We start from the raw sequence: 25,166 nt of genomic DNA, 5'->3' as shown, positions 1-25,166 counted from the left end.
AATTATTCTGTTCATCCGTGCGGGAATGCTTTTGCCGGAAGCCCAATATACACTAAGCGGCATTCACACCAAGCCATTGCCAAAACGGGAACCCCGGAATCACCCTATGGACAAGTCACTGTTTGCAGACCACATGAGCACCCTGCGGGCACGCTACGACCGTATCCTCAACGAGTGCGACTACGACGCCCTGTATATCTTCAGCGGCAGCCCCAAGCGCCAGTTCCTGGACGATATGGATTACCCGTTCAAGGTGAACCCGCATTTCAAGGCGCTGGTACCGGTCATCGACAACCCGCATTCGTGGGTCGTCTATCGCGCGGGCCAGAAGCCCCAGTTGCTTTTCTATCGCCCGGTGGACTTCTGGCACTACGTGCCGCCGGAGCCCAACGATTTCTGGACCGACGAATTCGACATAGTACTGATTGCCTCCCCGGATGAGGCCAAGGCACACCTCAATGCCGACAAACCGGCCTTCCTCGGCGAAACCGAAAAATTGCCGGGCTGGCCCCTGGGCGATGAAAACCCGCAACTGCTGACTGCGCGCCTGCACTGGGAGCGCGCGGTAAAGACCCCGTACGAAGTGGCCTGCCTGCGCGAAGCCAACCGCCTGGCCGTTGCCGGCCACCGCGCTGCCGAAGCCGCGTTCCACGATGGCGCCAGCGAGTTTGAAATCAACCTCGCCTACCTGGGCGCTGCAGGCCAGGGCGAGAACACTGTGCCTTACAGCAATATCGTGGCGCTCAATGAGCACACCGCGATCCTGCACTACACGCACCTGAGTAATCGTCGCCTCGGTGGTGACCTGCTCAGCTTCCTGATCGATGCCGGCGCCAACTGTTACGGCTATGCATCGGACATCACCCGTACCTACGCGAAGAATGGCGGCGAGTTTGCCGACATAATTGCCGCCATGGACGAAATGCAGCTGAAGCTGTGCGACGGCCTGCAGGCGGGCGTGAATTACCCGGACCTGCACGAGCAGTGCCATCTGGGGGTTGCGGATATCCTGAAGCGCTTCGGCGTACTCAACTGTGAGCCGCAGAGCGCCGTGGACAGCGGCCTAAGTGGCACCTTCCTGCCGCACGGCCTGGGCCACTTCCTCGGCCTGCAGGTACACGATGTCGGCGGCCACCAGGCCGGGCCGGATGGCGGCGTCATCCAGCCACCGAAGAAATTCCCGTTCCTGCGCACCACACGCAAGGTCGAAGCCGGCCACGTGTTTACCATTGAGCCGGGCCTCTATTTTATCGACAGCCTGCTGGCAGACCTGAAAAAGGGCGCGCACACCAGCGAGGTAAACTGGGCCCGTGTCGATGCGTTCCGACCCTTTGGTGGCATTCGTATCGAGGACAATATCGCGGTCTATGCCGACGGCAATGAGAACATGACCCGCGACGTCTATCGTGGCTGATACAAGGGCCTGTTGAAGTGGAATGCCGACTCGGCTGCGGCGCCTGTTGTATCGCGCCGTCCATCAACAACCCGATTCCCGGTATGCCCAACGGCAAGCCGGCGGGCGTCCGCTGCGTGAACCTGGATGACGACAACCTGTGCAGGCTGTTCGGTAAGCCCGAGCGGCCGGCTCTGTGCGCGGCCTTCCAGCCCTGCGAATCGGTCTGCGGCGACAGTCGCATCGAAGCGCTGGCGCTCATCAGCGCGATGGAGATTGATACGCGCTGTTAGTACTTTCCGATAAAGACAGAACGGCCACATTAAATTTCGCTCGCCTCTACTCTTGCCCTGACCAATCTCCATACAAGCCTATACGCAACCTGACTTGTGGGATCGTCTATGCGATTTTTATTCGGCGGAGCCTCCACGGCGTGCATCCCTCGGCGATAAGCCGAAGTACTTGGTGAAGGCACGCGTAAAATGGCTGTGGTCGGAGAAGCCAGTTTCCAGTGCGATTGTTCCGACGCTCTTGCGGGTTTTCAAAAGTAGAGACCGGGCGTGCTCCAGTCGTACCTCATTGATGTATTGCCTCGGCGTTTTTTTTAAGTGTTTGCGAAAACGCCGTTCCAACGCACTGACGGAAATATTGCAGGCGCTCGCAATCGCGGCGACAGATATATTACTGGCGAAGTGCTCACCGATATAATTGATGGGCACCCGCAAATCCTGATACGACAGCGCGCTGGTCTCCGACTCATCAATGCTCCGGCTGATGCCGAAGGTGCCAATTACCTGCCCTTGAGGATCGTAGATCGGCCACTTTGAGGTCAGGAACCAGCCAACGGTTTCCGGCCCGCTGAGGATAAGCTCCAGACGGTCCGTGATCACCCCGCCGCCCAGTACCAGCTCATCGTCCACCCGGTAGCTCTGGACCATCTCTGCCGGCGCCAAGTCGTAGTCGGTCTTTCCCAGCAGCGCCTCCATGGAAGCGAACCCGAAACGCTCAAAGAAGAGCCGGCTGCCGAACACAAACCGCCCCTCCCTGTCCTTGGCCCATGCATGGGTACCGGGAATGAGCTCCAACACCGCCAGGCTCTGGTGCACACTGGCCAAATCTCGAACCATTAGTTTTGTCAAAATAGGCCCCTGCGCCGATTTTTTACAAATTATAAGCGAATTTTTCCAAGTATTGGCACTCCATTCCCCGCATAGTGACCCCCAAGAATTGGCGGATAAATGACCGGTCAACAGGCGTCTGACCGGAGACGGGGAAGAGTCCTTATGGCAAAAATAAGAATGGGCATGGTCGGCGGCGGTGAAGGCGCCTTTATCGGTACGATTCATCGCATGGCCGCCGCGATCGACGGGGAAATCGAGCTTGTGTGCGGCGCCTTCAGTAGTGACCCGGCCCGCTCGCAACGCTCTGGTGCCGCCCTACACCTGCCTGCGGAGCGGGTTTACACCGACTTCCAGACCATGATGACTGCGGAGGCGGCGCTGCCTCCCGAGTTGCGTATGCAGTTCGTGGCCATCGTCACCCCCAACCATATGCATTTTCCGGTCGCTGAAGCGGCTCTGCGTGCCGGGTTTCACGTCCTGAGTGACAAGCCCGCAACCCTCAATTTGAATGAGGCACTGCAGTTAAAGGAACTGGTCGCAGAGACCGGCCTCCTGTACGGCCTCACCCACACCTATAACGGCTACCCGCTGGTGAAAGAAGCTCGTGAGCGAATTAGCCGTGGTGACCTGGGCAAGGTCCGCAAAGTGGTGGTGGAGTACCCCCAGGGGTGGCTGGCAGACCGGCAGGAAGACACCGGTAACAAGCAGGCGAGCTGGCGCCTTGACCCCAAACAGGCTGGCATCAGCAGCTGTATGGGAGATATCGGCGTGCATGCTTCCAACCTCGCCGAATATGTCTCGGGCCTGCAGATATCGTCCCTGTGCTCGGATCTCACCGCCTTCGTCGAAGGGCGTGAACTCGACGATGACGGCAGCGTGCTGCTGCGATTTGATGGCGGCGCGCGTGGCGTACTCCACGCAAGTCAGGTCTGCGCCGGTGAGGAAAACGGTTTACGCATCCGCGTCTACGGTGAGCACGGCGGGCTGGAATGGGCCCAGCAGGAACCCAACACCCTGTGGCTGAAATGGCCCGACCGCCCCACTGAAATGCTGCGCGCCGGCGGTGGCTATCTGGGCGCGCTGGCAGCGGCCAATACCCGCACCCCCATGGGACACCCGGAAGGCTACCTGGAGGCCTTCGCCAACCTGTATATGGCGTTTGCAGGCCAAATCCGGGCCAGTGAAGCCGATATTCCTCTCGACGCCCGCAGTGCCGACTGCCCTGGTATCGACGAGGCCGTGCGCGGCATGACCTTTATCGAGCTTGCCGTCGCCGCCAGCAATAGCGACGTAAAGTGGCACCCATTTCCCAAACACTAATAAAGCGAGAGAGAACCCAGCATATGGCAACAATGAAAGGCCCGGCGATTTTCCTCGCCCAGTTCGTCGGCGATAAAGCGCCCTTTAACAGCCTGGCGGCCATAAGCCGCTGGGCCGGAGACCTCGGTTACAAGGGCATCCAGGTACCCACCTGGGAGAGTTCCCTGATCGACCTGTCCCTGGCCGCAGACAGCAAAGACTACTGCGATGAACTCAAAGGCATTTGTGCCGAAGGTGGTGTGGAAATCACCGAGCTCTCTACCCACCTGCAGGGACAACTGGTGGCGGTGCACCCCGCTTACGACCAGCAATTCGATGGTTTTGCCCCGGAGCAGGTGCGCGGTAACCCGGCGGCACGTATGGACTGGGCGATACAGCAACTGTTACTGGCAGCAAAGGCGAGCCAAAACCTGGGACTGAATGCCCACGCGACTTTCTCCGGCGCCCTGCTATGGCACACCATGTACCCGTGGCCACAACGCCCCGAGGGACTGGTGGAAACCGGTTTCCGCGAGCTGGCCGCGCGCTGGCTGCCGATTCTCAATGCCTTTGACGATGCGGGGGTTGATGTCTGCTACGAGATTCACCCGGGCGAAGACCTGCACGACGGGGCCAGCTTCGAGCGTTTCCTCGAAGCCACAGGCAACCATGCGCGCTGCAACATCCTCTACGATCCGAGCCACTTCCTGCTGCAGCAGCTGGACTACATCCAATTCATCGACCTGTATCACGAACGCATCAAGATGTTCCACGTCAAGGATGCGGAGTTCAATCCAAATGGCCGCAGCGGTGTCTACGGCGGCTACCAGTCCTGGCAAGACCGCCCGGGACGCTTCCGTTCCCTCGGCGATGGGCAGGTGGATTTCAGCCGCATCTTCAGCCAGTTCGCACGCTACGGCTATGAAGGCTGGGCAGTGCTGGAGTGGGAATGCTGCCTGAAGCACCCCGAAGATGGCGCGCGCGAGGGCGTGGAGTTTATCAACCGCCACATTATCCGCCCCAGCGACAAAGCCTTTGATGATTTCGCCGGAACCGGGTCTGACGAAGCGTCCAACCGACGCATTCTCGGCCTGGCATAACCACAACGTATAAATACAGTCCGGAGCCACACAATGACGGATATGCAAATCGACCGCCGCCGCCTGTACCACATAGGCAATCTTTCCATTTTCATGATTGGCCTCGGCTTTGCCGTGCGCGCGAACATCGCACCCGACCTGCAAGCCGATATCTACAATCACATTGATCTGGCCAACTCCGCCGCCATGGTGGGCGAGGCACTCGGCGCGACCTTTACCGGGTTCGCATTGACGCTGCTGTTCGGCAGTGCCCTGGTGGACTTGGTCGGCATGAAGCGGATGCTGCTGCTCTCCGCACTCGGCTACGTTGCCGGTGCGCTGGGATTGCTGGCCGCCACAATGATGCCGGTGGGCCCATCGGTTGAAATGGTGGTACTGGCAAGCCTTCTGCTCACAGGACTCGGCTGGGGCGCGGTAGAAGCGGCCTCCAATCCCATGGTGGCCACCCTCTATCCCGAAGAGAAAACTCATCGACTCAATATCCTTCACGCATGGTGGCCAGCCGGCATCGTGGTTGGTGGGCTGATGGGCGTTGCCATTAGCGCAATGGGACTGTCCTGGAAGATCAACATGTTCATCCTGCTGATACCAGCACTGGTACTGGCCTGGATGGTCGCGGGCGCAGCGTTCCCGGTCACAGAGCGCGTTTCTTCCGGCGTCAGCTATGGCGAGATGTTTGGCGAGCTACTGCGTCGCCCGCTGTTCTGGGTGTTCTGGGCCTGCATGTTCCTCACCGCCGCTGCCGAACTCGCGCCGGGCCAGTGGGTGAACATCACCCTTTCCAACATCGTCGGTATGCAGGGCATTCTTCTGCTGGTGTATGTGAGCGCGCTGATGTTTGTAATGCGACATTTTGCCGGCCCCATCGTAAAACGCATTTCTTCCACTGGCCTGATGTTTGCCAGCTGCCTCGCAGCCGGCATCGGCCTCTATCTGTTAAGCCTGGCCGACTCCCCACTGCTGGCCTTCGGCGCAGCTACCGTCTGGGGCATCGGCGTGTGCTACATGTGGCCGACCATGCTGGCCATCGTATCCGAGCATTTCCCAAAAGGTGGCGCCGTGGCCATGGGCCTGATGGGCTTCGCCGGTGGTCTGTCAATCCAGTTCGTACTTCCGAAAATGGGCGCTATTTTTGACAGCGCCAAGGCGGAGGCTGCAGGCGGCGCCAATAAACTGGCAAGCCTGTCGCCGGAAGCAATGGCCGAGGTAGTGCGCTTTGCCTCGGTAGAGTCGTTCCAGTCGGTGGCGGTGGTGCCACTATTGCTGTTGCCGGTATTTGGCGCCATCTGGCTGTGGCAGCGCCGCAGTGGCTCTACCCAGGCACACGCAGGAAATGCCTAATATGTCCCAGGAATTCGGACTGACCCAAGTACTTAGCGCCGCGCTGCAGGAAGTCCTGCAGTTTCTCGGCCTGCAAGACTTGATCGTACTGCTTGGCTCGGGCGACAGCGCGAGCCTGTTGTCTCTGGACGGGCTTTACGCGCTGTTTGCGCCGCTGATTCCTGTATTGCTGATCATCGAAATCCTGGCCGCAATTGCACGTGGCCAGTTCCAGTGGCAGCACTTCCGGGTCCCCCTGCTGACCCTTGTGACAAACGGTATTATCGGCCGCTTTATTTCCCTCGCTATTGCCGTCACTGTAGCCAGCACCCTGCAACCGTTCGCGCTACTGGAAACCAGCTTTACCTGGTACTGGTTCGTGTACGGTTACCTGGTGTGGGAGTTTGCCCACTTCATCTATCACTGGGCCGGACACAAGGTGCGTCTGCTGTGGTGTATTCACTCCACCCACCACGCGCCGCAACACATGAACCTGTCGGTTTCCTACGCGCACTTTTTCCTGGAAGCGCCCTACGCTGATCTGGTGCGCATTGGCATCTGCACCCTGCTTGGCGTGGATCCGCTGGTGCTGATGATCGTTATCGGCATTGACGCCATCTGGGGTTCGCTGATTCATATCGGCGAAGAGCTGATGCCGGACGGGCGCATGGGCCGCTTGCACAAGTACATCCTCACACCTTCCCATCACCGGGTACATCACGCGAAAAACCCAGTTTATGTGGATACAAATTACTGCAACCTGCTGAATGTCTGGGACAGGGTCTTTGGCACTTACCAGGAGCAGGATCCAAACATTCGCCCGGAATACGGCATCAAGCGTAAAGACGGCAACAACTTTTTCGAATGCTATTTTGGAGAAATTGCTTCCCTCGCTCGGGATGTTCGCCAGACCCCGCGCTGGGTCGACAAATTCCGATACCTGATCATGCCCCCAAACTGGACTCCTGAAGAAGGCACACCGGTGATAAACAGGGAAGGTGCAGTGTGAAAAGCTATTCCCTCGTATTGATGCTGGCAATCGGTGGCGGCCTGTATGGCGCTGCCACCGCGATCGCAGACCCGGCTCCCGCACTCGACAATGGAACAGAGGTAATCGGGCAGGGCGAATTTCGCTACCGTTACCGTGCCGACAAACTGGTGCTGCCCGAAACAATCACTTCGACCTGGCAACATGTTCACGGAATCACACTCGGGCCAGACAACGACATCTTTGTTACCTACTCTACCGACGGACAACAGAACGAAGATACCCGGGCCCTTGCCCACTTCGATCTGGACGGGAGTTTTCTCGGTACTCTCGGCAGCGCGGCAATGGCTCGCGGCAACCCGCACGGACTTGACGGGCAAGAGGAACAAGGGCAGTTCTACCTCTACCACAGTAATTTTGACGGTCGCGTCACCAAGACAGACAAAGACGGGCAACTCCTGTGGTCTTTTGAAGGAGCACCAGCCCAGCCCGCCTATGAAAACGACTGGCTGGCGATGGTTCAGGGGTGGATTATTGACGGCGCCTTCAGCCTGTTCTCCAAAAACCTGACATTGTTCCCGACTGCTTACATGCCCTGTAACGTGGCTTTTCACCCGAGTGAAGAGGCCTTCTACATGGCCGACTGCTACGGCAGCTCCCTGATCCATAAATTTTCCACCCGCGACGGCAGCTATCAGGAAGTGTCATTTGGTGGACCGGGAGAACAGCCGGGTCAATTCAACACACCCCACGGACTGATCTACGACCCGCGTCAGCAGCAGCTGTTGGTCGCCGACCGTGGCAACAGCCGCTTGCAATATATTGACCTGGCCGGCAACCCGGTATCCGAAGTCACGGCGGATGCCATTGCAGAGCCCTGCGATTTCGACGTGATGGGAGAATACCTGCTGATACCAGATCTGTCCGGCCATCTGGTTATTCTGGATGGCAACAATCAGGTTGTAAGCAAAATCGAGGTAGCGCAGCAGCTGGGCGAACAGGGTGTAAAGTATCCCCACGATGCGATATTCCTGCCCAACCAGGACATTATTGTGGCCACCTGGAACCCGGGCACACTCACCTACTGGGAGCGAGTGGAAGACTGAACACGACTATATCGGGCGGAATAACCGGGCACTTACGTAGTCAAAGCCCACATAGATTTATAACAGGCCATATCAATGGCAACACTGAGTTAAGGACTTTCTATGCACAAAGCAAATACAAAAGCGCAAAGAAATACAGCATTCTGGCGATCACTGGCATCCGCTGTGGTTTTAGTCAGCACGCCATTGCTCACGTTTGCCGAAGACAACACCCTCACCGATGCAGAGGATGCCGAAGGTTGGGAACTACTTTTTGACGGTCACGATATGCGCCACTGGCGCAACTTCAAGAGCGATACCCTGAATGAGAAGTGGCTAGTGGAAGACGGCACCATGAAGCTCACCGGCAAGGGCGGTGGCGACATCATGACGCGCAAGTCCTACAAAAATTTCGACCTGCAACTGGAATGGAAAATTTCCGAAGCCGGCAACAGCGGCATCTTTATCCTGGTTAGCGAAAAGGGCGACCAAATTTACTCACGTGGACCGGAAATCCAGATTCTGGATAACGAGCGCCATTCGGACAACAAGATTGACTCACACCTGTCGGGCTCTCTCTACGACATGGTGGCTTCGCACCCTTCCTCGCACAAGCCGGCGGGTGAGTGGAACCAGGTTCGCATCCTGTTCCGCGACGGCTTCCTGCAGGTCTGGCAGAACCAGGTGAAGACAGTGAACATCACCCTCGGTGACAGTACGTGGAACACCCTGCTGGAAGGCAGCAAGTTCAAGAGCTGGTTCTGGGGCCTGATGAGCGATTTCGATGGCTTTGGCGAAGCCCGCGAAGGCCACATCGGTCTGCAGGACCATAATGACCCGGTCGCATTCAAAAACATCAAGATCAAGGAACTGAAGTAATGTCTGATTTTGATTATGACGTTGTCGTCGTTGGCTCCGGCGCGGGTGGCGCCATGGCTGCCTACACATTGACGAAAGAAGGCAAAAAAGTATTGATGCTCGAAGCCGGGCGCGATTACGACCCGGTTAAAGAAACCCCCATGTTCAACACCCCGGCCCAAGCCCCGCTGGTGGGCGCACCCACGCCGGATAAAGACTTCGGCTACTACGATGCGACCGTCGACGGCGGCTGGACCGTGCCGGGAGAGCCCTACACTGCCGGGGAAGGTACCGAGTTCAAATGGTGGCGCGCGCGCATGCTCGGCGGACGCACCAATCACTGGGGCCGCTACGCCCTACGCTTCAGCGAGCACGACTTCAAAGGTTACAGCCGGGATGGCCTGGGTGCTGACTGGCCCTTTGAGTACAAGGACATTGCGCCTTGGTACGACAAGACCGAAGAACTCGTTGGCGTTTGCGGTACCAATACCGGCCTCGATGACATGCCGGATTCACCGGAAGGTGTTTTACAGCCACCACCCAAACCCCGCATACCGGAACTGCTGGTTGCAGCAGCTGCAAAAAAACTGGGAATTCCCGCCGCGCCAATGCATCGTGCAGTTCTGACACGTCCCAAGGACAATCGAAGCGCCTGCTTCTATGCCACAGAATGCGGTCGCGGTTGCTCGATAGGCGCGGCCTTCCAGACCACGACTTCCCTGATCCCAATGGCGAAGGCCACCGGCAACCTGAAAATCATCACCGACGCCATGGCAAAGACGGTAGAGGTCGATGAGCAAGGCGTCGTGAATGCCATTACCTATATCGACAAGAACACCGCTCAACCCGTTACGCTGCCAGCAAAGGTGGTCATCCTGGCGGCCAGCGCCTGTGAGTCTGCCCGCATCCTCCTCAACTCGAAGAGCGAGCAGTTCCCGCAGGGTCTGGCCAATTCCAGCGGCCAGGTTGGGCGCAACATCATGGATTCCACCGGAGCCGACTTTAGTGCAGAGATCCCGGCGCTCAAGGGTAGGCCGATTTACAACGAAGACGGTCACACAGCCAATCACCTGTTCATCCCTTGGTGGGGCCACAAGGCACAGGCAAAAGGCGAACTGGATTTTGCCCGCGGCTACCATCTCGAACTGAAAACCGGTTTCCAGGCACCGGGATCATACTACCCGGCGAAATTGCAGGGCTATGGCCCTGAATTGAAAAAGCAGGCCAAGCACGATTACGGCGCGCAAGTGGGTTTCTCGCTGCGCGGCGAAATGGTGCCGAACAAAGACTGCTTTATGGAAATTGACGAGAAGGTGAAAGACAAATGGGGCATCCCCGTGGCCAGGTTTCACTGGAAATGGTCCGAACAGGAGTTGAATCAGGTAGAACATGGCCTGAAAACCATCAGGGCCATTCTCAACAACATGGGCGTCGAGGTTGACTCCATGCCTTCACCAGAAGAGGCTATCAAGAAAGGGGGCGAAATCATCCACGAAGTGGGCTCCACTCGAATGGGCTCTTCACCGGAAGATTCTGTCACCAACCAGTACGGACAGACCTGGGACTGCAACAACCTGTTTGTGATGGACGCCGGTGTATTCGCCTCCAATCCACACAAGAACTGCACCCTGACCATCATGACCCTGGCAATGCGGAACGCCAGCTGGCTTTCAGAGCAACTGGATAAGGGGGCGATCTAATGAACCAGAATTTTCATATCCAACACCGTATCCCGGCCACTGAAGAAGCACCCCGTGGCCGCGTCTCACGACGGCAGGCACTCAAGTGGCTTGGCGCGATCAGTGCAGGCCTGACCCTGCCACTGATCAGCGGCTGTGAAAAGGCACTGGTCTCGGCGGCAAAAATCGCCGGCAACTGGCCCGACCTGAAGCTGGAGCCCATTACCGGAAAAGGCTACGGCACAGACCCGAACCTGCTTCAACCGCCGACGCGTCCGTGGCCACTCACCATGACCGCTGCACAACGTAAACTGGTTTCTGTCATCGCGGACATTCTGATTCCCCGTGAAGGCAGTAATCCATCGGCCTCCGAAGTACAGGTTACCGATGTGATCGATGAGTGGGTCAGCGCCCCCTATCCCAGCTTTCAGGCTGACCGCGTGGAGATTCTTTCCGGACTTGTCTGGCTGGATGAAGAGTCCACTCGACGCTTCGGCAAGAATTTCGTGCAGGCATCGCCACAGCAACAACTCGAAATCATCGACGACATCGCGTACGAGAAAGCAGAGTCGGACCTCCGCTTTGCCTACATGGCACGCGTTTTTGACGGCGTGCGCACGCTGATCAGTATTGCCTACTTCAGTTCGCCGGAAGGGACTCGCGACATCGGATACCAGGGTAACAAGCCGATCGCCGGCGACTACCCTGGCCCCACGGCGGAAGCCAAGGCGCACCTGGAAGGTGTGCTGGAGGAACTTGGACTGACTGAATACGCCTACGCCTGAGGTAAATGTGATGATGATTCGCGTAATACTTATTGCCCTGATTGCGTTCACTGCTGGCTGCGGTAAGGATATGGGTAGCACCACGGAGTTTGATCAGGCAACAAGCCAGGTACTACAACCGGCAGACCCGGCGCTGGCAGAAATCTACAGCCGCAGTTGCAGAAGCTGCCATACCGTTGCTGCGACCGGCGCGCCGCTGACCGGCGATGTGGCAGGCTGGTCGCCGCGTCTGGAAAAAGGCATGGACACACTGGTGAACAATGTCGTGAATGGCTCAGGGGGCATGCCGCCCTTCGGTATGTGCATGGACTGCGACCTGGATCAGTTCGAGGCCCTGATCGAATTTATGGCCAGAGGAAAAGACTGATGCTCACACGCCGCACAATGCTCAGCGCGATGGTCGCCGCAGCCATTGGTACCCAACTTGCGCCACTCGGTGCATTGGCACAAACCGGCGGAGGTAAACGTCGCCTCCCCTGGCGCAACTGGTCGGGATCGCAGCAGTGCTTCCCGGAATCTCGCAAGGCCCCGGCATCTGTGGCGGAGCTGCAGGAATTACTGGCGTCCACTCGGGGTATTGTTCGCCCGGTAGGCGCGGGACATTCTTTCACCCCGCTAGTCCCTACCGATCACACCATTGTTTCCCTATCCCGCCTGAGTGGCGTTGTCGATCACGATGACGAGAAACTACAGGCGACCATCATGGCCGGCACCCGACTCGGTGAAATCGGCCAGCCCCTTAGTGAGCAGGGACAGGCCCTCATTAACATGCCTGATATTGATGCGCAGTCCCTTGCCGGGTGCCTGGCCACTGCCACGCACGGCACCGGCGCCGGTCTGAGCTGCCTGTCCGCCTATGTAACCGGCTTACAGCTGGTTACCGCAGACGGCACGCTGGTCGACTGCGATGCGCAGAATAATCCCGAGGTCTTCGAGGCTGCCCGGGTTTCTCTGGGAAGCCTGGGTGTTATTACTCAGGTGCGCATGCAAAACCAGGCCACCTACCGACTGCGCCGGGAAACTGTCTGGCGCGAGTTTGACGAAATTCTCGAAATCGCCCAAGACATGGCGGATGCTCACCGCAATTTTGAGTTCTACTATATCCCGTTCTCCGGCATGGGCTTTACCGATGCACATGATCTCACTGATGAGCCAATCAGCAGTACGGAAAAGCTGGATAGCAATGAAGGGGCAATGGAGCTTAAGACTGCGCGGGACTGGCTTTCCTGGTCCCCGGGCCTGCGGGAACTGATCCTCGGGAGCTACGCCAGGACGGTACCGGACGAGATCACCATCGAGCGGTCGTGGAAAAACTACACCAGCGAGCGCAACGTACGATTCAACGAGATGGAATACCACCTGCCTCGGGAAACCGGCCTGCAGGCACTAAAAGAAATCCGCGACGCGCTGGAGTCGCAACACCATGAGGTATTCTTCCCGATCGAAGTGCGCTTTGTAAAAGGCGATGATATGTGGCTGAGCCCCTTCTACAAGCGCGACAGTATCTCCATCGCGGTACACCGCTACTTCGAAGAAGATTTCCAGCCCTACTTCCAGACCATCGAGCCGATCCTGCAGAAATATCAGGGCCGCCCGCATTGGGGTAAGCTCAACACCCTGAACGGGGAACAATTGCGCGCCCTGTACCCTCGCTGGGACGACTTCGCAGCCGTGCGCCGTGAGCTCGACCCGCACGGCCGCTTCCTGAACGATTACCTGCACGGCCTGTTTGGCTAACGGCTTTTATTGACTTTGGAGCCTGGATGAAACGACGTACGCTGCTTTTGGGTGGGCTGGCCGGCGCCGCTGGAGCAGGCCTCCTGCTCCGCCCGAGTGACCGGGGTGCACCGCACGCCCCCTACTTCCGCACTCTGAGCTCGGCGCTGGACAGCGCCGGTCATAGCGGGCCGCGTCTGGTGATCGACAGGAAGCTACTGCGCGCGAATATCGACACCCTGCTTGGCCACATCGACAATCGCTTTGCGTATCGTATCGTGGCCAAGTCCCTGCCCTCAATTCCCTTGCTCCGCGAAGTCATGCAGATTTCAGGTAGCAACCGGCTGATGTTGTTTCATCAGCCATTTATCAGTCGCGTCGCTGAAGATTTGCCCGAAGCCGACGTCCTGCTCGGCAAACCTATGCCGGTTGCGGCCGCGGCAGCTTTCTACCAACAGCGGCCAAATACAACCTTCAATCCATCGCGGCAGTTGCACTGGCTGATGGATACGCCAGCGCGGGTGCAACAATACGCTCGCCTTGCGGCAGAACTCAATGAGCAGCTGCAGGTATGCATCGAGCTGGATGTCGGCCTGCATCGAGGCGGTGTGCAGACAGACACGCAACTACTAAAGATGCTGGATGAAATCCGGTCGGCCAGCCACCTCCAGTTTACCGGGCTGATGGGCTACGAACCCCACGTAGTGAAAGTCCCGGGCAATCCCGAGACCTACCGGGATAAGGCCATGACGGCATATAGCCATTACGTGGAGCTTGCGAAGTCACACCTCGGCGACGACTGGCCCGGGGATGTGATTCTCAATTGTGCCGGCAGCCCGACCTACCAGCTCTACAATCACGGCGACTATCCCTTCAATGAACTGGCTGCGGGATCGTGCCTGGTCAAACCGTCCGACTTTGACATACCGACGCTGGCCGACCATGTCCCCGCTTCGTATATCGCCACACCAGTCCTTAAGAGCACTGGCAGCGTTCAGATACCGGGCATCAACCTGGGGCCATTGCAGTCCCTTTGGGATCCCAACCGTAGGCGCACCGTGTTCACCTATGGCGGTGCATGGAAAGCCGAGCCGGTGTCGCCAGCCGGCCTCAGCGTAAACCCGCTCTACGGCCGCTCCACCAACCAGGAAATGCTCAACGGCTCAGAAGCCACCGATCTACGGGTGGACGACTGGGTATTCCTGCGCCCAACCCAAAGTGAATTTGTATTCCTGCAGTTTGGCGATCTGGCTGTTTTTGAAGACGGAAAAGTTCAGGCCTACTGGCCGGTGTTTTCCCAAACGTAAAATGGCGCCCCGAGGGGCGCCATTTTTTTAGTCGCGTTTCTTGTTGAAACCCTGCTTTTTCTTGAAGTCCGGCTTGCGCTTGAGGTCCGGCTTGCGGCGCGGCTTGGAGCGGAAGCTGTCGTCCGGGGTATCCGGCGCGTCCTTCTCGTGGATGATTTTCAATGCCTCACCGGCCACCCGCACTTTTTTCAGGTGCTGAAATACTTCTTTCGGCATGCCTTCCGGCAGATCCACGGTGGAGAAACGGTCATAGATTTCGATACGGCCGATATAGCTGGCATCAATGCCAGCCTCGTTGGCTATGGCACCAACAATGTTGCCGGGCTTGGCGCCGTGCTCATGGCCGACAAAGATGCGGAAACGCTCGGAACCTTCATCTGCGGCCGGTGCGCTTGCCAGGCTCTTGTCCCTGCGACGCGGTCTTTCACCCCTGTCGCCCCGCTCACCGCGCTCCCGGCGCTCGCGTGGCTCACGTTCGCGGCGCTCACGCGGAGCCGGCATTTCCTCTTTGAGAATCAGCGGCTGGTCGCCCTGTGCCATGACCGCGAGTGCCGCGGCAACATCCTCTGGTGCCAGGTCGTGCTCGCGGATGTATTCCATCAGCATGTCACGGAAGAAGCTGACTTCTGAGGAAGAAGTAATGGTATCGCTGATCCGCTGGCGGAACTTGGCGATACGCACATCGTTGATCTTGTCGACGCTCGGCAGCTCAAGCTGCTCCAGCTGCTTGCGGGTGGCGCGCTCGATAATACTGAGCATGCGCTTCTCACGCGGCGCCACAAACAGGATAGCGTCGCCCTCTCGGCCCGCACGGCCGGTACGACCGATGCGGTGCACATAGGCTTCGGCATCGTAAGGGATATCGAAATTGATCACGTGGCTGATACGCTCGACGTCGATACCGCGCGCGGCAACGTCGGTGGCAACCACGATATCCAGGCGGCCTTTCTTCAGCTTGTCGATTACGTTTTCGCGCAGATTCTGCGCCATGTCGCCATTCAGCGCCGAGCTGGCAAAACCGCGCGCAGAAAGCTTGTCAGACACTTCCACCGTGGCATTTTTGGTGCGCACAAAGATGATCATGCCGTCTACAGGCTCGGCCTCAAGGATGCGCGTGAGCACTTCCATCTTGCGCGCATTACTCACAATCATAAAGCGCTGGCGGATGGTTTCCGCCGTGCGCGTCTTGACCTGGAACTTCACCTCCGCCGGATCGTTCAGGTAGTCGCCGACGATCGCGTGGATTTCCTTGGGCATGGTGGCGGAGAAGAGTGCCACCTGACGCTCTTCCGGCGCGTGATCGAGGATCCAGCGCACATCGTCAATAAAGCCCATGCGCAGCATTTCGTCGGCTTCATCGAGCACCATGGTACGCAGCTCGGAAATATCCAGTGAACCGCGACGCATATGGTCCATTACCCGTCCGGGGGTACCTACAATCACGTGTGCGCCGCGCTTCAGCTGGCGCAGCTGGCCGCGGTAGTCGGCACCACCGTAGATCGCAGCAACGTGGAAATCGCGGATGCCCTGCGCGTAAGTCTGGAAGGCTTCGGCAACCTGGATGGCCAGCTCACGGGTAGGCGCCAGTACCAGTACCTGCGGGGATTTCTGGCGCAAATCGATATTGGCGAGAATCGGCAACGCAAAAGCAGCCGTCTTGCCGGTACCGGTCTGGGCAAGGCCCAGCACATCGCGCCCCTCGAGCAGGTGCGGGATAGTCGCAGCCTGGATCGGGGACGGCGTCTCATACCCGACTTTACGGATAGCGTCGAGGATGGACGAGGGAAGGCCCAGCTCGTCAAAGCTGGTTACCTGGGAATTATCAGTCATTTACACATCACCTGAGGAGACACATCGCCGTGTCGTTACTCACCGTGGAAATGCGTCTGGTATATTTGAAGCATAGAAAAGGGCGTGACCATCAGTCACACCCTGTTCAAATGCGGCAGCGGAGTCTAACAGGTCGGTGGACGAAATTCGACCAGTATTTCCGGTTTTACCTGACGCCTCAGTGTCCCTTCTCCAGATCCAGCAGGCGTTCCTTCATATCCATATGGAAGCCGCGGACAATATCGATATAGGACTGCACCTGCTCTTCGGACAGTTCCGGCTTCACTTTTTTCACGGTTTCCACCCGCACTTTCAATATTTTCTCATCGATCTCCAGGATCTGTTCGCAGCTCAACTCGGGTTTCTTGCCAACCTCAAAACCGTAGTCCTTGAGTACCTGAACCTTGCTCTTGAAGCTGTCCTGCAACATCGGTAACACCTTCTTCTCTTGCTCCGGCGTCAACTTCATTTCCAGGGTCATCCAGTCAGTGATATCTGCATACTTTTCCCAGAAATCGGCACCCAGCCCCTTTTTCTTGTGCGCGTCCGCACTGACCTGCCCTGCAGCCAGCAGCAGAACCACCAGCGCCAATGCGAGATAACCACCCTTACGCATTACTTGCCACATATCGGATACCTGTTTGCCTGAACCAGTTGTCTCGCGACAGTTCTGCCACGCGATACCTCAAGCCTAGCAGGTGGATGATTGATGCGCCGGGCGCCCATAGTTCCATTCGCGATTAGCGGGCGTGCAAGCATAAAAAAAGGCCGCTCTGTGAGCGGCCTTTCGCAAGGTTTGCAGCAGTAATGAACTTACCAGCCGGTAACCTCTTTCAGCGCATCGCCGATCTGCGCGAGTGAACGCACAGTCTTGACGCCTGCGTCTTCGAGTGCCGCAAACTTCTCGTCCGCAGTACCCTTGCCGCCGGAGATGATCGCACCAGCGTGGCCCATACGCTTGCCCGGAGGTGCAGTCACGCCTGCGATGTAGGAAACCACCGGCTTGGTGACGTTTTCCTTGATGTACGCAGCGGCTTCTTCTTCTGCGGTGCCGCCGATCTCACCGATCATTACGATCGCTTCGGTCTGCGGGTCATTCTGGAACATTTCCAGGATGTCGATGAAGTTGGAGCCCGGAATCGGGTCGCCACCGATGCCCACACAGGTGGACTGGCCGAAGCCGTAATCAGTGGTCTGCTTCACTGCTTCATAAGTCAGTGTGCCGGAACGGGATACGATACCGACCTTGCCCGGCTTGTGGATGTGGCCCGGCATAATGCCGATCTTGCACTCACCCGGAGTGATCACACCCGGGCAGTTCGGGCCGATCAGGCGTACGCCCAGCTCGTCACACTTGACCTTGCACTCGAGCATGTCGATGGTCGGGATACCTTCGGTGATACAAACGATCAGCTTGATACCGCCATTGGCCGCTTCCAGGATGGAGTCCTTACAGAACGGTGCCGGTACGTAGATCACGGAGGCTTCCGCACCGGTCGCTGCCACGGCTTCTGCTACGGTGTTGAACACCGGCAGGCCCAGGTGAGTCTGACCGCCCTTGCCCGGCGTTACACCACCAACCATCTTGGTGCCGTAAGCAATCGCCTGCTCGGAGTGGAAGGTACCCTGGCCGCCAGTAAAGCCCTGACAGATTACCTTGGTGTCTTTATTGATCAGAACGCTCATTTATTTGCCCTCCGCAGCAGCTACCACTTTCTGAGCGGCATCGGTCAGGCTGCTCGCAGCAATGATGTTCAGACCGCTTTCTTCCAGCACCTTGGAGCCCAGCTCCGCGTTGTTACCTTCCAGGCGGCAAACAACCGGTACCTTAACGCCAACTTCTTCAACCGCACCGATTACGCCTTCCGCAATCAGGTCACAGCGTACGATACCGCCGAAGATGTTGATCAGAACTGCCTTCACATTCTCGTCAGACAGAATGATCTTGAACGCTTCAACAACACGCTCTTTAGTCGCGCCGCCGCCAACGTCCAGGAAGTTTGCAGGGCTGCCGCCGTGCAGGTTCACGATGTCCATGGTGCCCATGGCCAGGCCAGCACCGTTCACCATGCAGCCGATGTTGCCATCCAGTGCCACGTAGTTCAGGTCCCACTTGGCCGCGTGCGCTTCGCGCGCGTCTTCCTGGCTCGGGTCGTGCATTTCACGCAGGGCCGGCTGACGGTACAGGGCATTGCTGTCGATCACGATCTTGGCGTCCAGGCAGTGCAGGTTGCCTTCGTCAGTGATTACCAGCGGGTTGATTTCCAGCAGCGCCAGATCCTTCTCTTCGAACATCTTGGCGAGGCCCAGGAAGATCTTGGTGAACTGCTTGACCTGGGTCGCATTCAGGCCCAGCTTGAACGCCAGATCGCGCGCCTGGTACGGCTGCGCACCGGTCAGCGGGTCGATAGTGGCCTTCAGGATTTTTTCCGGAGTCTCTTCCGCAACCTTCTCGATTTCAACGCCGCCCTCTGTGGACGCCATGAAAACGATGCGACGGGTAGAACGGTCAACGACCGCGCCCAGGTACAGCTCCTGAGCAATGTCAGTGCAGTCTTCAACCAGGATCTTGGATACCGGCTGGCCATTCTCGTCAGTCTGGTAAGTTACCAGGTTTTCACCCAGCCACTTCTTCGCAAACTCTTCCGCTTCTGCCGGGCTGTCTACCAGCTTTACACCGCCAGCCTTTCCGCGGCCACCAGCGTGCACCTGGGCCTTTACAACCCACTTATTTCCGCCAATTTCTTTTGCCGCTGCTGCCGCTGCCGCCGGGGTGTCTACTGCGATCCCCTGGGAAACAGGCAATCCGTATTCAGCAAACAGTTGCTTGCCCTGATACTCATGCAAGTTCATAAGTTCCTACCAATATTCCTACACGTTCTGTGTATTGAACCTTGCAGCCTTTTCACTTCTCTTGGCGGAATTTGAAATGCTGCACCAAAAAAATACCGGGACAGTTCGTCACCGCCCCGGTTTTCTAAATCTCGCGCTTACTTCTTGCGCTTCTTGCGGTTGGCGATGTGAATCGCGTGACCGTTGGCCGCGAGTGCTGCCTCTTTGACACACTCGGACAGAGTCGGGTGGCCAAACACGGTCATACCGATATCTTCAGCGCTGGAGCCGAACTCCATCGCAATCGCCACCTGCTGCACCAGATCAGCGGCAGACGGGCCCACAATGTGAGCACCCAGCACACGGTCGGTCTCAGCGTGGGCGATGATCTTCACCATGCCCTGAGTATCGTTCGCAGCCATGGCGCGGCCAGACGCTGCAAACGGGAACAGGCCTACATTGTAGGGTTCTCCGTCCGCTTTCACCTGCTCTTCAGTGCGGCCAACTGCAGCGATCTCCGGGTGGGTATAGATCACGTTCGGGATCACGTCGTAATTCATCATAGGCTTCTGGCCGGCAATACGCTCGGCAACCACAACGCCCTCTTCAGACGCCTTGTGGGCCAGCATCGGGCCGCGTACCACATCACCCACGGCCCAGACGCCCGGCGCAGAAGTGCTGCACAAGTCGTTGACGTAGATGAAGCCGCGCTCGTCCATCTTGACGCCCGCATCTTCAGCCAGCAGGCCTTCAGTGTAAGGACGACGGCCAACACAGACGATCAGCTTGTCGAAAGTCTCGGTCTGCTCGTTACCATCCTTGTCCTGGTAAGTCACAGTAACTTCATCGCCCTTCACTTCGCTGCCGGTTACACGGCAGGAAAGACGGATGTCCAGGCCCTGCTTCTTGAATATCTTCTGGGATTCCTTGGCAATCTGCTGGTCCATGATGGCCAGGAAATTGTCCATGGCTTCCAGTACCACGACGTCAGAACCCAGACGGCTCCAGACAGAACCCAGCTCCAGGCCGATCACGCCGGCACCGATGACGCCGAGGCGCTTCGGCACTTCGGTAAATTCCAGTGCACCCGTGGAGTCGACAATAATCTTGTCGTCTACCGGCGCAGGCGGAATGTTCACCGGCACGGAACCTGACGCCAGGATCACGTTGTCTGCTTCGTAGACTGTAGCGTTGCCGTCGTGGTCGGTAACTTCCACTTTCTTGCCAGCCAGCAGCTTGCCGGTACCCCAAAGGGAGGTCACCTTGTTGGCCATGAACAGGCCGGCCACGCCGCCGGTCAGCTTGCCCACGATCTCGTCCTTGCGCTTGATCATCGCCGGCACATCCATCTTGATGTCGCCAACGGTGATACCGTGCACGTCAAAGTCGTCTTTGGCTTCGTGGTACTTGTGGGAACTGTCCAGCAGCGCCTTGGAAGGAATACAGCCAACGTTCAGGCAGGTGCCGCCATTAACGCCCTTGCCGTCCTTGTTGCGCCATTTTTCGACACAGGCAGTTTTCAAACCCAGCTGCGCAGCGCGGATGGCCGCTACGTAGCCGCCCGGGCCGGAGCCGATTACGATAACGTCGAATTTTTCGGACATAGTCTGTTCCAGAGTTGAAATTGGTCTTGAGTCTCCGGCCTCAGCCGGTATGGCAAGGCCCCGCCTTGGCGGGCGCCTGCCGGTTAGCGTTTTGAAAAACGCTTATAAATACCTTTAGATTTCCAGCAGGATGCGTGCCGGATCCTCGATCATTTCCTTGATCGCCACCAGGAAGCCAACCGCTTCCTTACCGTCGATCAGGCGGTGGTCATAAGACAGCGCCAGGTACATCATCGGCAGGATTTCCACCTTGCCGTTTACCGCCATCGGGCGTTCCTGAATCTTGTGCATGCCCAGGATCGCAGTCTGCGGCGGGTTCAGGATCGGGGTAGACAGCAGAGAGCCGAAGGTACCACCGTTGGTGATGGTGAAGGTACCACCAGTCATTTCCTCGATGCCGAGCTTGCCGGCCTGGGCACGAATCGCGTAGTCGCGAATGGTATTCTCGATGTCCGCGAGGCCCATGTTTTCAGAGTTGCGCAGTACCGGAACCACCAGGCCTTTCTCGGTGGAAACCGCAACGCCCACATCCTGGTAACCGTGGTACACGATATCGTTGCCATCGATGGAAGCGTTTACCGCCGGGTAGCGCTTCAGCGCTTCGGTGGCCGCTTTCACAAAGAAGCCCATGAAGCCGAGGCGGGTGCCGTTGTGCTTCTTCTCGAACAGATCCTTGTAGCTCTTGCGCAGGTCCATGATCGGCTTCATGTTGACCTCGTTGAACGTGGTCAGCATGGCGGTGGACTGGGTCGCATCCAGCAGGCGCTCGGCGATGCGCTTGCGCAGGCGGGTCATCGGCACACGCTTCTCAACGCGCTCGCCAGCCGGTACGTCTACCGCCGCAGCTGCAGTTGCAGCAGCAGCCGGTGCGGAACCCGCCTTCATCACGTCTTCTTTCAGTACGCGGCCGCCTTTGCCGGTGCCTTCAACCGCGGCGATATCAACGCCCTTCTCCGCCGCCATTTTCTTGGCAGACGGCATGGCGATCTTTTCGCCCGCTGCCGCCGGTGCTGCGGCTTCCGCAGCCGGGGCCTCTTCAGCTTCGGCAGACGGCGCAGCGCCTGCGCCCGCTTCAAACTTGGCGATTACTTCGTTGGACAGGACGGTATCGCCCTCGCCCTTGATGATTTCGGTCAGCGCGCCGTCGGCCGGAGCAACAACCTCCAGCACAACCTTGTCTGTTTCAATATCAACGATCAGTTCATCACGGGAAACCGCTTCACCCGGTTGCTTGTGCCAGGTGGAAACAGTGCCGTCCTGTACGGATTCTGGAAAGGTTGGCGCTTTAATTTCGATTGTCATCGTTCCTGTTCCTGAGAGTGTTCGCTCTATTTACTCTTTTGTTCCGCTTGCAACACCTATTTGGTGATGGTCAGCGCCTCGTTGATGAATTGATTCTGTTCTTCCAGGTGCGTGGACATGTAACCGGATGCCGGAGCAGCAGACGCTTCACGACCCACGTAGTGCAGGTACAGCTTTTCATCGTGCTCGGCAATCACGCGGCGCATGTGGTGCTGGCTGTGATACCAGGCACCCTGGTTCATCGGCTCTTCCTGACACCACACCACATCCTGCAGGTTGGTGTACGGCTTCAGCACTTCGGCAAAGCGCTCGTCCGGGAAGGGGTACAGCTGCTCGATACGCACAAATGCCACGTCGTCCTGCTCGCGCTCCATACGTGCTTCCAGTAGGTGGTAGTAGACCTTGCCGGAACACAGCACCAGGCGCTTGACCTTGGCCGGATCGACAGCCTCGTCCTGGATGACCGTCTGGAACTCTCCGCCGGACAGCTCTTCCAGGGTGGACGTCGCGAGCTTGTGACGCAGGATCCACTTCGGACTCATGATCACCAGCGGGCGGCGCATCGGGCGAATGGCCTGGCGACGCAGCAGGTGGAAGATCTGTGCCGGCGTGGTCGGGATACAAACCTGGATGTTGTGCTCGGCGCACAGCTGCATGTAACGCTCGAGGCGCGCAGAAGAGTGCTCCGGGCCCTGCCCTTCGTAACCGTGCGGCAACAGCATGGTGAGGCCACACATACGGCCCCACTTGTGCTCACCGGAGGTGATGAACTGGTCGATCACCACCTGGGCGCCGTTGGCGAAGTCACCAAACTGGGCTTCCCAGACGATCAGGGACTTCGGCGTGGTGGTGGCGTAGCCGTATTCAAACGCGAGCACCGCTTCCTCGGACAGCAGCGAGTCGTAGATGTAGAACTCCGGCTGGTCGCTGGCCATTTTCTGCAGCGGTACGTAGGCCGCACCGTCTTTCTGGCTGTGCACGACAGCATGACGGTGGGAGAAGGTACCGCGACCCACGTCCTCACCAGTCAGGCGCACCATGTAGCCTTCTTCGAGCAGCGTACCGTAGGCAAGCGTTTCCGCCATGCCCCAGTTCAGCGGCAACGCACCGCCGGCCATCTTGCGACGGTCTTCATAGATCTTGGAAACCTGGCGCTGCACCACCACACCATCGGGGATGGTGGTCATGCGGGTTGCGATATCCTGCAGTTTGGAGAGCTCCACAGAGGTATCACCAGCGGTGCGCCAGTCGTGATCCAGATACGGGGTCCAGTCCACGAACAGGGAGCTGTCAGGCTCCTTCACCAGGCCAGAGGCCACGTCTTCGCCGCGGTCGAGTTTGTCGCGGTAGTCGTTGGCAATCGTATCGGTTTCAGCCTTGCTCAGCAGGCCGGCATTGACCAGCTTCTCCGCATACAGGGTGCGGGTGGTCTTGTGCTTGCGGATCACCTGGTACATCAGCGGCTGGGTGCCGGACGGATCGTCGGTCTCGTTGTGGCCGCGACGGCGGTAGCAGACCAGGTCGATCACGATATCTTTCTTGAACTGGTAGCGATAATCCACCGCCAGCAGCGCGGCGAACACCACCGCTTCCGGGTCGTCACCGTTTACATGCAGCACCGGTGCATCGATCATCTTGGCGACGTCGGTACAGTATTCGGTGGAGCGCGCATCTTCACGCTTGTGCGTGGTGAAACCCACCTGGTTGTTTAGCACGATGTGCAGGGTGCCGCCGGTGTAGTAACCGCGGGTCTGGGACATCTGCAGGGTTTCCTGTACCACGCCCTGGCCCGCAAATGCGGCATCGCCATGGATGTTGATCGGTACAACCTTGTCACCGGTGGTGTCGCCACGGCGATCCTGGCGTGCACGCACGGAACCTTCCACTACCGGCGCACAGATTTCCAGATGCGACGGGTTGAACGCCATGGCCAGGTGCACTTCGCCACCCGGAGTCATGACGTTGGAGGAAAAGCCCTGGTGGTACTTCACGTCACCGGAGGTGTGCAGGGTCTTCTTACCCTCAAACTCCTCGAACAGGTCAACCGGGTTCTTGCCCCAGATATTGACCAGCGTATTCAGGCGGCCGCGGTGGGCCATGCCCAGTACGACTTCCTTGGCACCGTAGGTGCCGGAACGACGGATGAACGCGTCCAGCAGCGGGATCATGCTTTCGCCACCCTCGACACCGAAACGCTTGGTGCCCGGGTACTTGGAATCCAGGTGACGCTCGAGACCTTCCGCCGCAGACAGGCGCTCCAGGATTTCCACCTGTGCGTCCTTGCCGAAGCCCGGATGGCTCTGGGTGCTTTCCAGGCGCTGCTGGAACCACTGCTGCTCTTCGAGGTTGGACAGGTGCATGATCTCTGCACCCAGATTGCCGCAATAGGTTTTCTCCAGCGCAGAAATAATGTCGCGCAGCGGCATTTCTGCCTGGCCCAGGAACAGGTCACCGGTCTGGAAAGTGGTGTCGAGGTCGCCATCCGTCAGGCCGTGGTAGCTCAGCTGCAGATCCGGCACCTGCTCACGCGCCATCAGACCGAGCGGGTCCAGGGTGGCCTTCTTGTGGCCGCGATGACGATAGGAACTGATCAGCTGCAGGACTTTGACCTGCTTGAGTTCGTGCTCTACGTTTACAGCACCGGAACCCGGCGCAACCAGCGGACGCGCGCGGTTCTTGCCAAGCAACTCGAAATGCTGGCGAATGGCAGCGTGGGAGGCATCGCGAGACGGCGCGCCATCAATGCGCGGCAGGCTATCGAAGTAGCTGCGCCATTCTTCCGGAAGGGACTGAGGATCGTGGAGATAAGTCTCGTACAACTCTTCAACATAGGCAGCGTTTCCCCCTGAGATATGGGAGGTGCTCCACAGTTGCTCCATGATGCTTTCTTGCATTTTACCTACCTTGATTTGCAGCGCAGGCTTCCCGCTGCATCAGTTAACTCTTG

21 protein-coding genes are annotated in these 25,166 nt (G+C 58.2%); 13 read left to right on the top strand and 8 right to left on the bottom strand.

What is annotated here, in order from left to right; all coding sequences use genetic code 11:
- Nucleotides 1-106 precede the first annotated feature (106 nt).
- Both pepQ and QSJ80_RS08405 read left to right on the top strand, forming a co-directional pair.
- A complete protein-coding gene (gene pepQ / locus QSJ80_RS08410) occupies nt 107-1,414 on the top strand; it encodes a Xaa-Pro dipeptidase (RefSeq protein WP_285763989.1) in 1,308 nt (435 codons plus the stop codon).
- Between the two features lie 17 nt (nt 1,415-1,431).
- Complete coding sequence (locus QSJ80_RS08405; RefSeq protein WP_285763988.1) at nt 1,432-1,686, top strand: YkgJ family cysteine cluster protein; 255 nt, start codon at nt 1,432-1,434, stop codon at nt 1,684-1,686.
- Between the two features lie 117 nt (nt 1,687-1,803).
- On the opposite strand, the gene QSJ80_RS08400 is transcribed toward QSJ80_RS08405, so the two are convergent.
- Nucleotides 1,804-2,520 (bottom strand): AraC family transcriptional regulator, encoded by a 717-nt coding sequence (locus QSJ80_RS08400; RefSeq protein WP_285763987.1) that lies wholly within the window; start codon nt 2,518-2,520, stop codon nt 1,804-1,806.
- A 156-nt stretch (nt 2,521-2,676) separates the two neighbouring features.
- Between QSJ80_RS08400 and QSJ80_RS08395 the strand changes: the two genes are divergently transcribed.
- The 11 genes from QSJ80_RS08395 (at nt 2,677) to QSJ80_RS08345 (ending at nt 14,651) form a co-directional block, all read left to right on the top strand.
- Nucleotides 2,677-3,834: a Gfo/Idh/MocA family protein gene (locus QSJ80_RS08395; protein ID WP_285763986.1), complete on the top strand. Its 1,158-nt coding sequence runs from the start codon at nt 2,677-2,679 to the stop codon at nt 3,832-3,834.
- Nucleotides 3,835-3,857: 23 nt separating this feature from the next.
- The gene (locus tag QSJ80_RS08390) at nt 3,858-4,913 is read left to right on the top strand and encodes a sugar phosphate isomerase/epimerase family protein (RefSeq protein WP_285763985.1); all 1,056 of its coding nucleotides are present in this window, start codon (nt 3,858-3,860) and stop codon (nt 4,911-4,913) included.
- Between the two features lie 33 nt (nt 4,914-4,946).
- Nucleotides 4,947-6,254, top strand: coding sequence for an MFS transporter (locus QSJ80_RS08385; protein WP_285763984.1), 1,308 nt, complete (start codon nt 4,947-4,949; stop codon nt 6,252-6,254).
- 1 nt (nt 6,255) lies between these two features.
- Nucleotides 6,256-7,242, top strand: a complete 987-nt coding sequence (locus QSJ80_RS08380; RefSeq protein ID WP_285763983.1) for a sterol desaturase family protein — start codon at nt 6,256-6,258, stop codon at nt 7,240-7,242.
- Nucleotides 7,239-8,327: an NHL repeat-containing protein gene (locus QSJ80_RS08375; RefSeq protein ID WP_285763982.1), complete on the top strand. Its 1,089-nt coding sequence runs from the start codon at nt 7,239-7,241 to the stop codon at nt 8,325-8,327. Before QSJ80_RS08380 ends, QSJ80_RS08375 begins: the two co-directional genes overlap by 4 nt.
- Before the next feature lie 165 nt (nt 8,328-8,492).
- Nucleotides 8,493-9,185: a 3-keto-disaccharide hydrolase gene (locus tag QSJ80_RS08370; protein ID WP_285763981.1), complete on the top strand. Its 693-nt coding sequence runs from the start codon at nt 8,493-8,495 to the stop codon at nt 9,183-9,185.
- Nucleotides 9,185-10,864 (top strand): GMC family oxidoreductase, encoded by a 1,680-nt coding sequence (locus QSJ80_RS08365; protein ID WP_285763980.1) that lies wholly within the window; start codon nt 9,185-9,187, stop codon nt 10,862-10,864. The genes QSJ80_RS08370 and QSJ80_RS08365 overlap by 1 nt, the downstream gene beginning before the upstream one ends.
- Complete coding sequence (locus QSJ80_RS08360; protein ID WP_285763979.1) at nt 10,864-11,628, top strand: gluconate 2-dehydrogenase subunit 3 family protein; 765 nt, start codon at nt 10,864-10,866, stop codon at nt 11,626-11,628. Before QSJ80_RS08365 ends, QSJ80_RS08360 begins: the two co-directional genes overlap by 1 nt.
- Before the next feature lie 10 nt (nt 11,629-11,638).
- Nucleotides 11,639-11,995 (top strand): c-type cytochrome, encoded by a 357-nt coding sequence (locus tag QSJ80_RS08355; protein ID WP_285763978.1) that lies wholly within the window; start codon nt 11,639-11,641, stop codon nt 11,993-11,995.
- Entirely contained in the window at nt 11,995-13,365 is a 1,371-nt protein-coding gene (locus tag QSJ80_RS08350; protein ID WP_285763977.1) for a D-arabinono-1,4-lactone oxidase, read from the top strand. Before QSJ80_RS08355 ends, QSJ80_RS08350 begins: the two co-directional genes overlap by 1 nt.
- Nucleotides 13,366-13,391: 26 nt before the next feature.
- Nucleotides 13,392-14,651 (top strand): DSD1 family PLP-dependent enzyme, encoded by a 1,260-nt coding sequence (locus tag QSJ80_RS08345; RefSeq protein ID WP_285763976.1) that lies wholly within the window; start codon nt 13,392-13,394, stop codon nt 14,649-14,651.
- Nucleotides 14,652-14,678: 27 nt separating this feature from the next.
- Here the strand turns inward: QSJ80_RS08345 and QSJ80_RS08340 are convergent, their stop codons facing one another.
- The 7 genes from QSJ80_RS08340 to QSJ80_RS08310 form a co-directional block, all read right to left on the bottom strand.
- Nucleotides 14,679-16,481, bottom strand: coding sequence for a DEAD/DEAH box helicase (locus tag QSJ80_RS08340; protein ID WP_285763975.1), 1,803 nt, complete (start codon nt 16,479-16,481; stop codon nt 14,679-14,681).
- Between the two features lie 178 nt (nt 16,482-16,659).
- Nucleotides 16,660-17,109, bottom strand: a complete 450-nt coding sequence (locus tag QSJ80_RS08335) for a hypothetical protein (RefSeq protein ID WP_285763974.1) — start codon at nt 17,107-17,109, stop codon at nt 16,660-16,662.
- 185 nt (nt 17,110-17,294) lie between these two features.
- Nucleotides 17,295-18,167 (bottom strand): succinate--CoA ligase subunit alpha, encoded by an 873-nt coding sequence (gene sucD, locus QSJ80_RS08330; RefSeq protein WP_285763973.1) that lies wholly within the window; start codon nt 18,165-18,167, stop codon nt 17,295-17,297.
- Nucleotides 18,168-19,334 carry an ADP-forming succinate--CoA ligase subunit beta gene (gene sucC, locus QSJ80_RS08325; RefSeq protein WP_285763972.1) on the bottom strand — a complete coding sequence of 389 codons (1,167 nt, stop codon included), beginning with the start codon at nt 19,332-19,334 and terminating at the stop codon, nt 18,168-18,170.
- A gap of 137 nt (nt 19,335-19,471) precedes the next feature.
- Nucleotides 19,472-20,917 (bottom strand): dihydrolipoyl dehydrogenase, encoded by a 1,446-nt coding sequence (gene lpdA / locus QSJ80_RS08320; protein WP_285763971.1) that lies wholly within the window; start codon nt 20,915-20,917, stop codon nt 19,472-19,474.
- 114 nt (nt 20,918-21,031) lie between these two features.
- On the bottom strand, nt 21,032-22,219 hold the full coding sequence (gene odhB, locus QSJ80_RS08315; protein ID WP_285763970.1) for a 2-oxoglutarate dehydrogenase complex dihydrolipoyllysine-residue succinyltransferase: 1,188 nt from the start codon (nt 22,217-22,219) through the stop codon (nt 21,032-21,034).
- A gap of 56 nt (nt 22,220-22,275) precedes the next feature.
- Nucleotides 22,276-25,113: a 2-oxoglutarate dehydrogenase E1 component gene (locus QSJ80_RS08310; RefSeq protein WP_285763969.1), complete on the bottom strand. Its 2,838-nt coding sequence runs from the start codon at nt 25,111-25,113 to the stop codon at nt 22,276-22,278.
- Nucleotides 25,114-25,166 lie beyond the last annotated feature (53 nt).

This window comes from Biformimicrobium ophioploci, assembly GCF_030270605.1.
Taxonomy (GTDB): Bacteria; Pseudomonadota; Gammaproteobacteria; order Pseudomonadales; family Cellvibrionaceae; genus Biformimicrobium; species Biformimicrobium ophioploci.
The sequence above is the reverse complement of the archived record's forward strand: the minus strand, read 5'-3'. Positions and strand labels throughout refer to the sequence as shown.

What these genes read in the sequence shown, in the direction of transcription:
- QSJ80_RS08380 (WP_285763983.1), top strand. Translation starts at nt 6,256, where the DNA reads ATGTCCCAGGAATTCGGACTGACCCAAGTACTTAGCGCCGCGCTGCAG.
- sucC (WP_285763972.1), bottom strand. Translation starts at nt 19,334, where the DNA reads ATGAACTTGCATGAGTATCAGGGCAAGCAACTGTTTGCTGAATACGGA.
- QSJ80_RS08400 (WP_285763987.1), bottom strand. Translation starts at nt 2,520, where the DNA reads ATGGTTCGAGATTTGGCCAGTGTGCACCAGAGCCTGGCGGTGTTGGAG.
- QSJ80_RS08340 (WP_285763975.1), bottom strand. Translation starts at nt 16,481, where the DNA reads ATGACTGATAATTCCCAGGTAACCAGCTTTGACGAGCTGGGCCTTCCC.
- pepQ (WP_285763989.1), top strand. Translation starts at nt 107, where the DNA reads ATGGACAAGTCACTGTTTGCAGACCACATGAGCACCCTGCGGGCACGC.
- QSJ80_RS08395 (WP_285763986.1), top strand. Translation starts at nt 2,677, where the DNA reads ATGGCAAAAATAAGAATGGGCATGGTCGGCGGCGGTGAAGGCGCCTTT.
- QSJ80_RS08335 (WP_285763974.1), bottom strand. Translation starts at nt 17,109, where the DNA reads ATGTGGCAAGTAATGCGTAAGGGTGGTTATCTCGCATTGGCGCTGGTG.
- QSJ80_RS08385 (WP_285763984.1), top strand. Translation starts at nt 4,947, where the DNA reads ATGACGGATATGCAAATCGACCGCCGCCGCCTGTACCACATAGGCAAT.
- QSJ80_RS08365 (WP_285763980.1), top strand. Translation starts at nt 9,185, where the DNA reads ATGTCTGATTTTGATTATGACGTTGTCGTCGTTGGCTCCGGCGCGGGT.
- odhB (WP_285763970.1), bottom strand. Translation starts at nt 22,219, where the DNA reads ATGACAATCGAAATTAAAGCGCCAACCTTTCCAGAATCCGTACAGGAC.
- QSJ80_RS08310 (WP_285763969.1), bottom strand. Translation starts at nt 25,113, where the DNA reads ATGCAAGAAAGCATCATGGAGCAACTGTGGAGCACCTCCCATATCTCA.
- QSJ80_RS08390 (WP_285763985.1), top strand. Translation starts at nt 3,858, where the DNA reads ATGGCAACAATGAAAGGCCCGGCGATTTTCCTCGCCCAGTTCGTCGGC.
- QSJ80_RS08360 (WP_285763979.1), top strand. Translation starts at nt 10,864, where the DNA reads ATGAACCAGAATTTTCATATCCAACACCGTATCCCGGCCACTGAAGAA.
- QSJ80_RS08345 (WP_285763976.1), top strand. Translation starts at nt 13,392, where the DNA reads ATGAAACGACGTACGCTGCTTTTGGGTGGGCTGGCCGGCGCCGCTGGA.
- QSJ80_RS08355 (WP_285763978.1), top strand. Translation starts at nt 11,639, where the DNA reads ATGATGATTCGCGTAATACTTATTGCCCTGATTGCGTTCACTGCTGGC.
- lpdA (WP_285763971.1), bottom strand. Translation starts at nt 20,917, where the DNA reads ATGTCCGAAAAATTCGACGTTATCGTAATCGGCTCCGGCCCGGGCGGC.
- sucD (WP_285763973.1), bottom strand. Translation starts at nt 18,167, where the DNA reads ATGAGCGTTCTGATCAATAAAGACACCAAGGTAATCTGTCAGGGCTTT.
- QSJ80_RS08350 (WP_285763977.1), top strand. Translation starts at nt 11,995, where the DNA reads ATGCTCACACGCCGCACAATGCTCAGCGCGATGGTCGCCGCAGCCATT.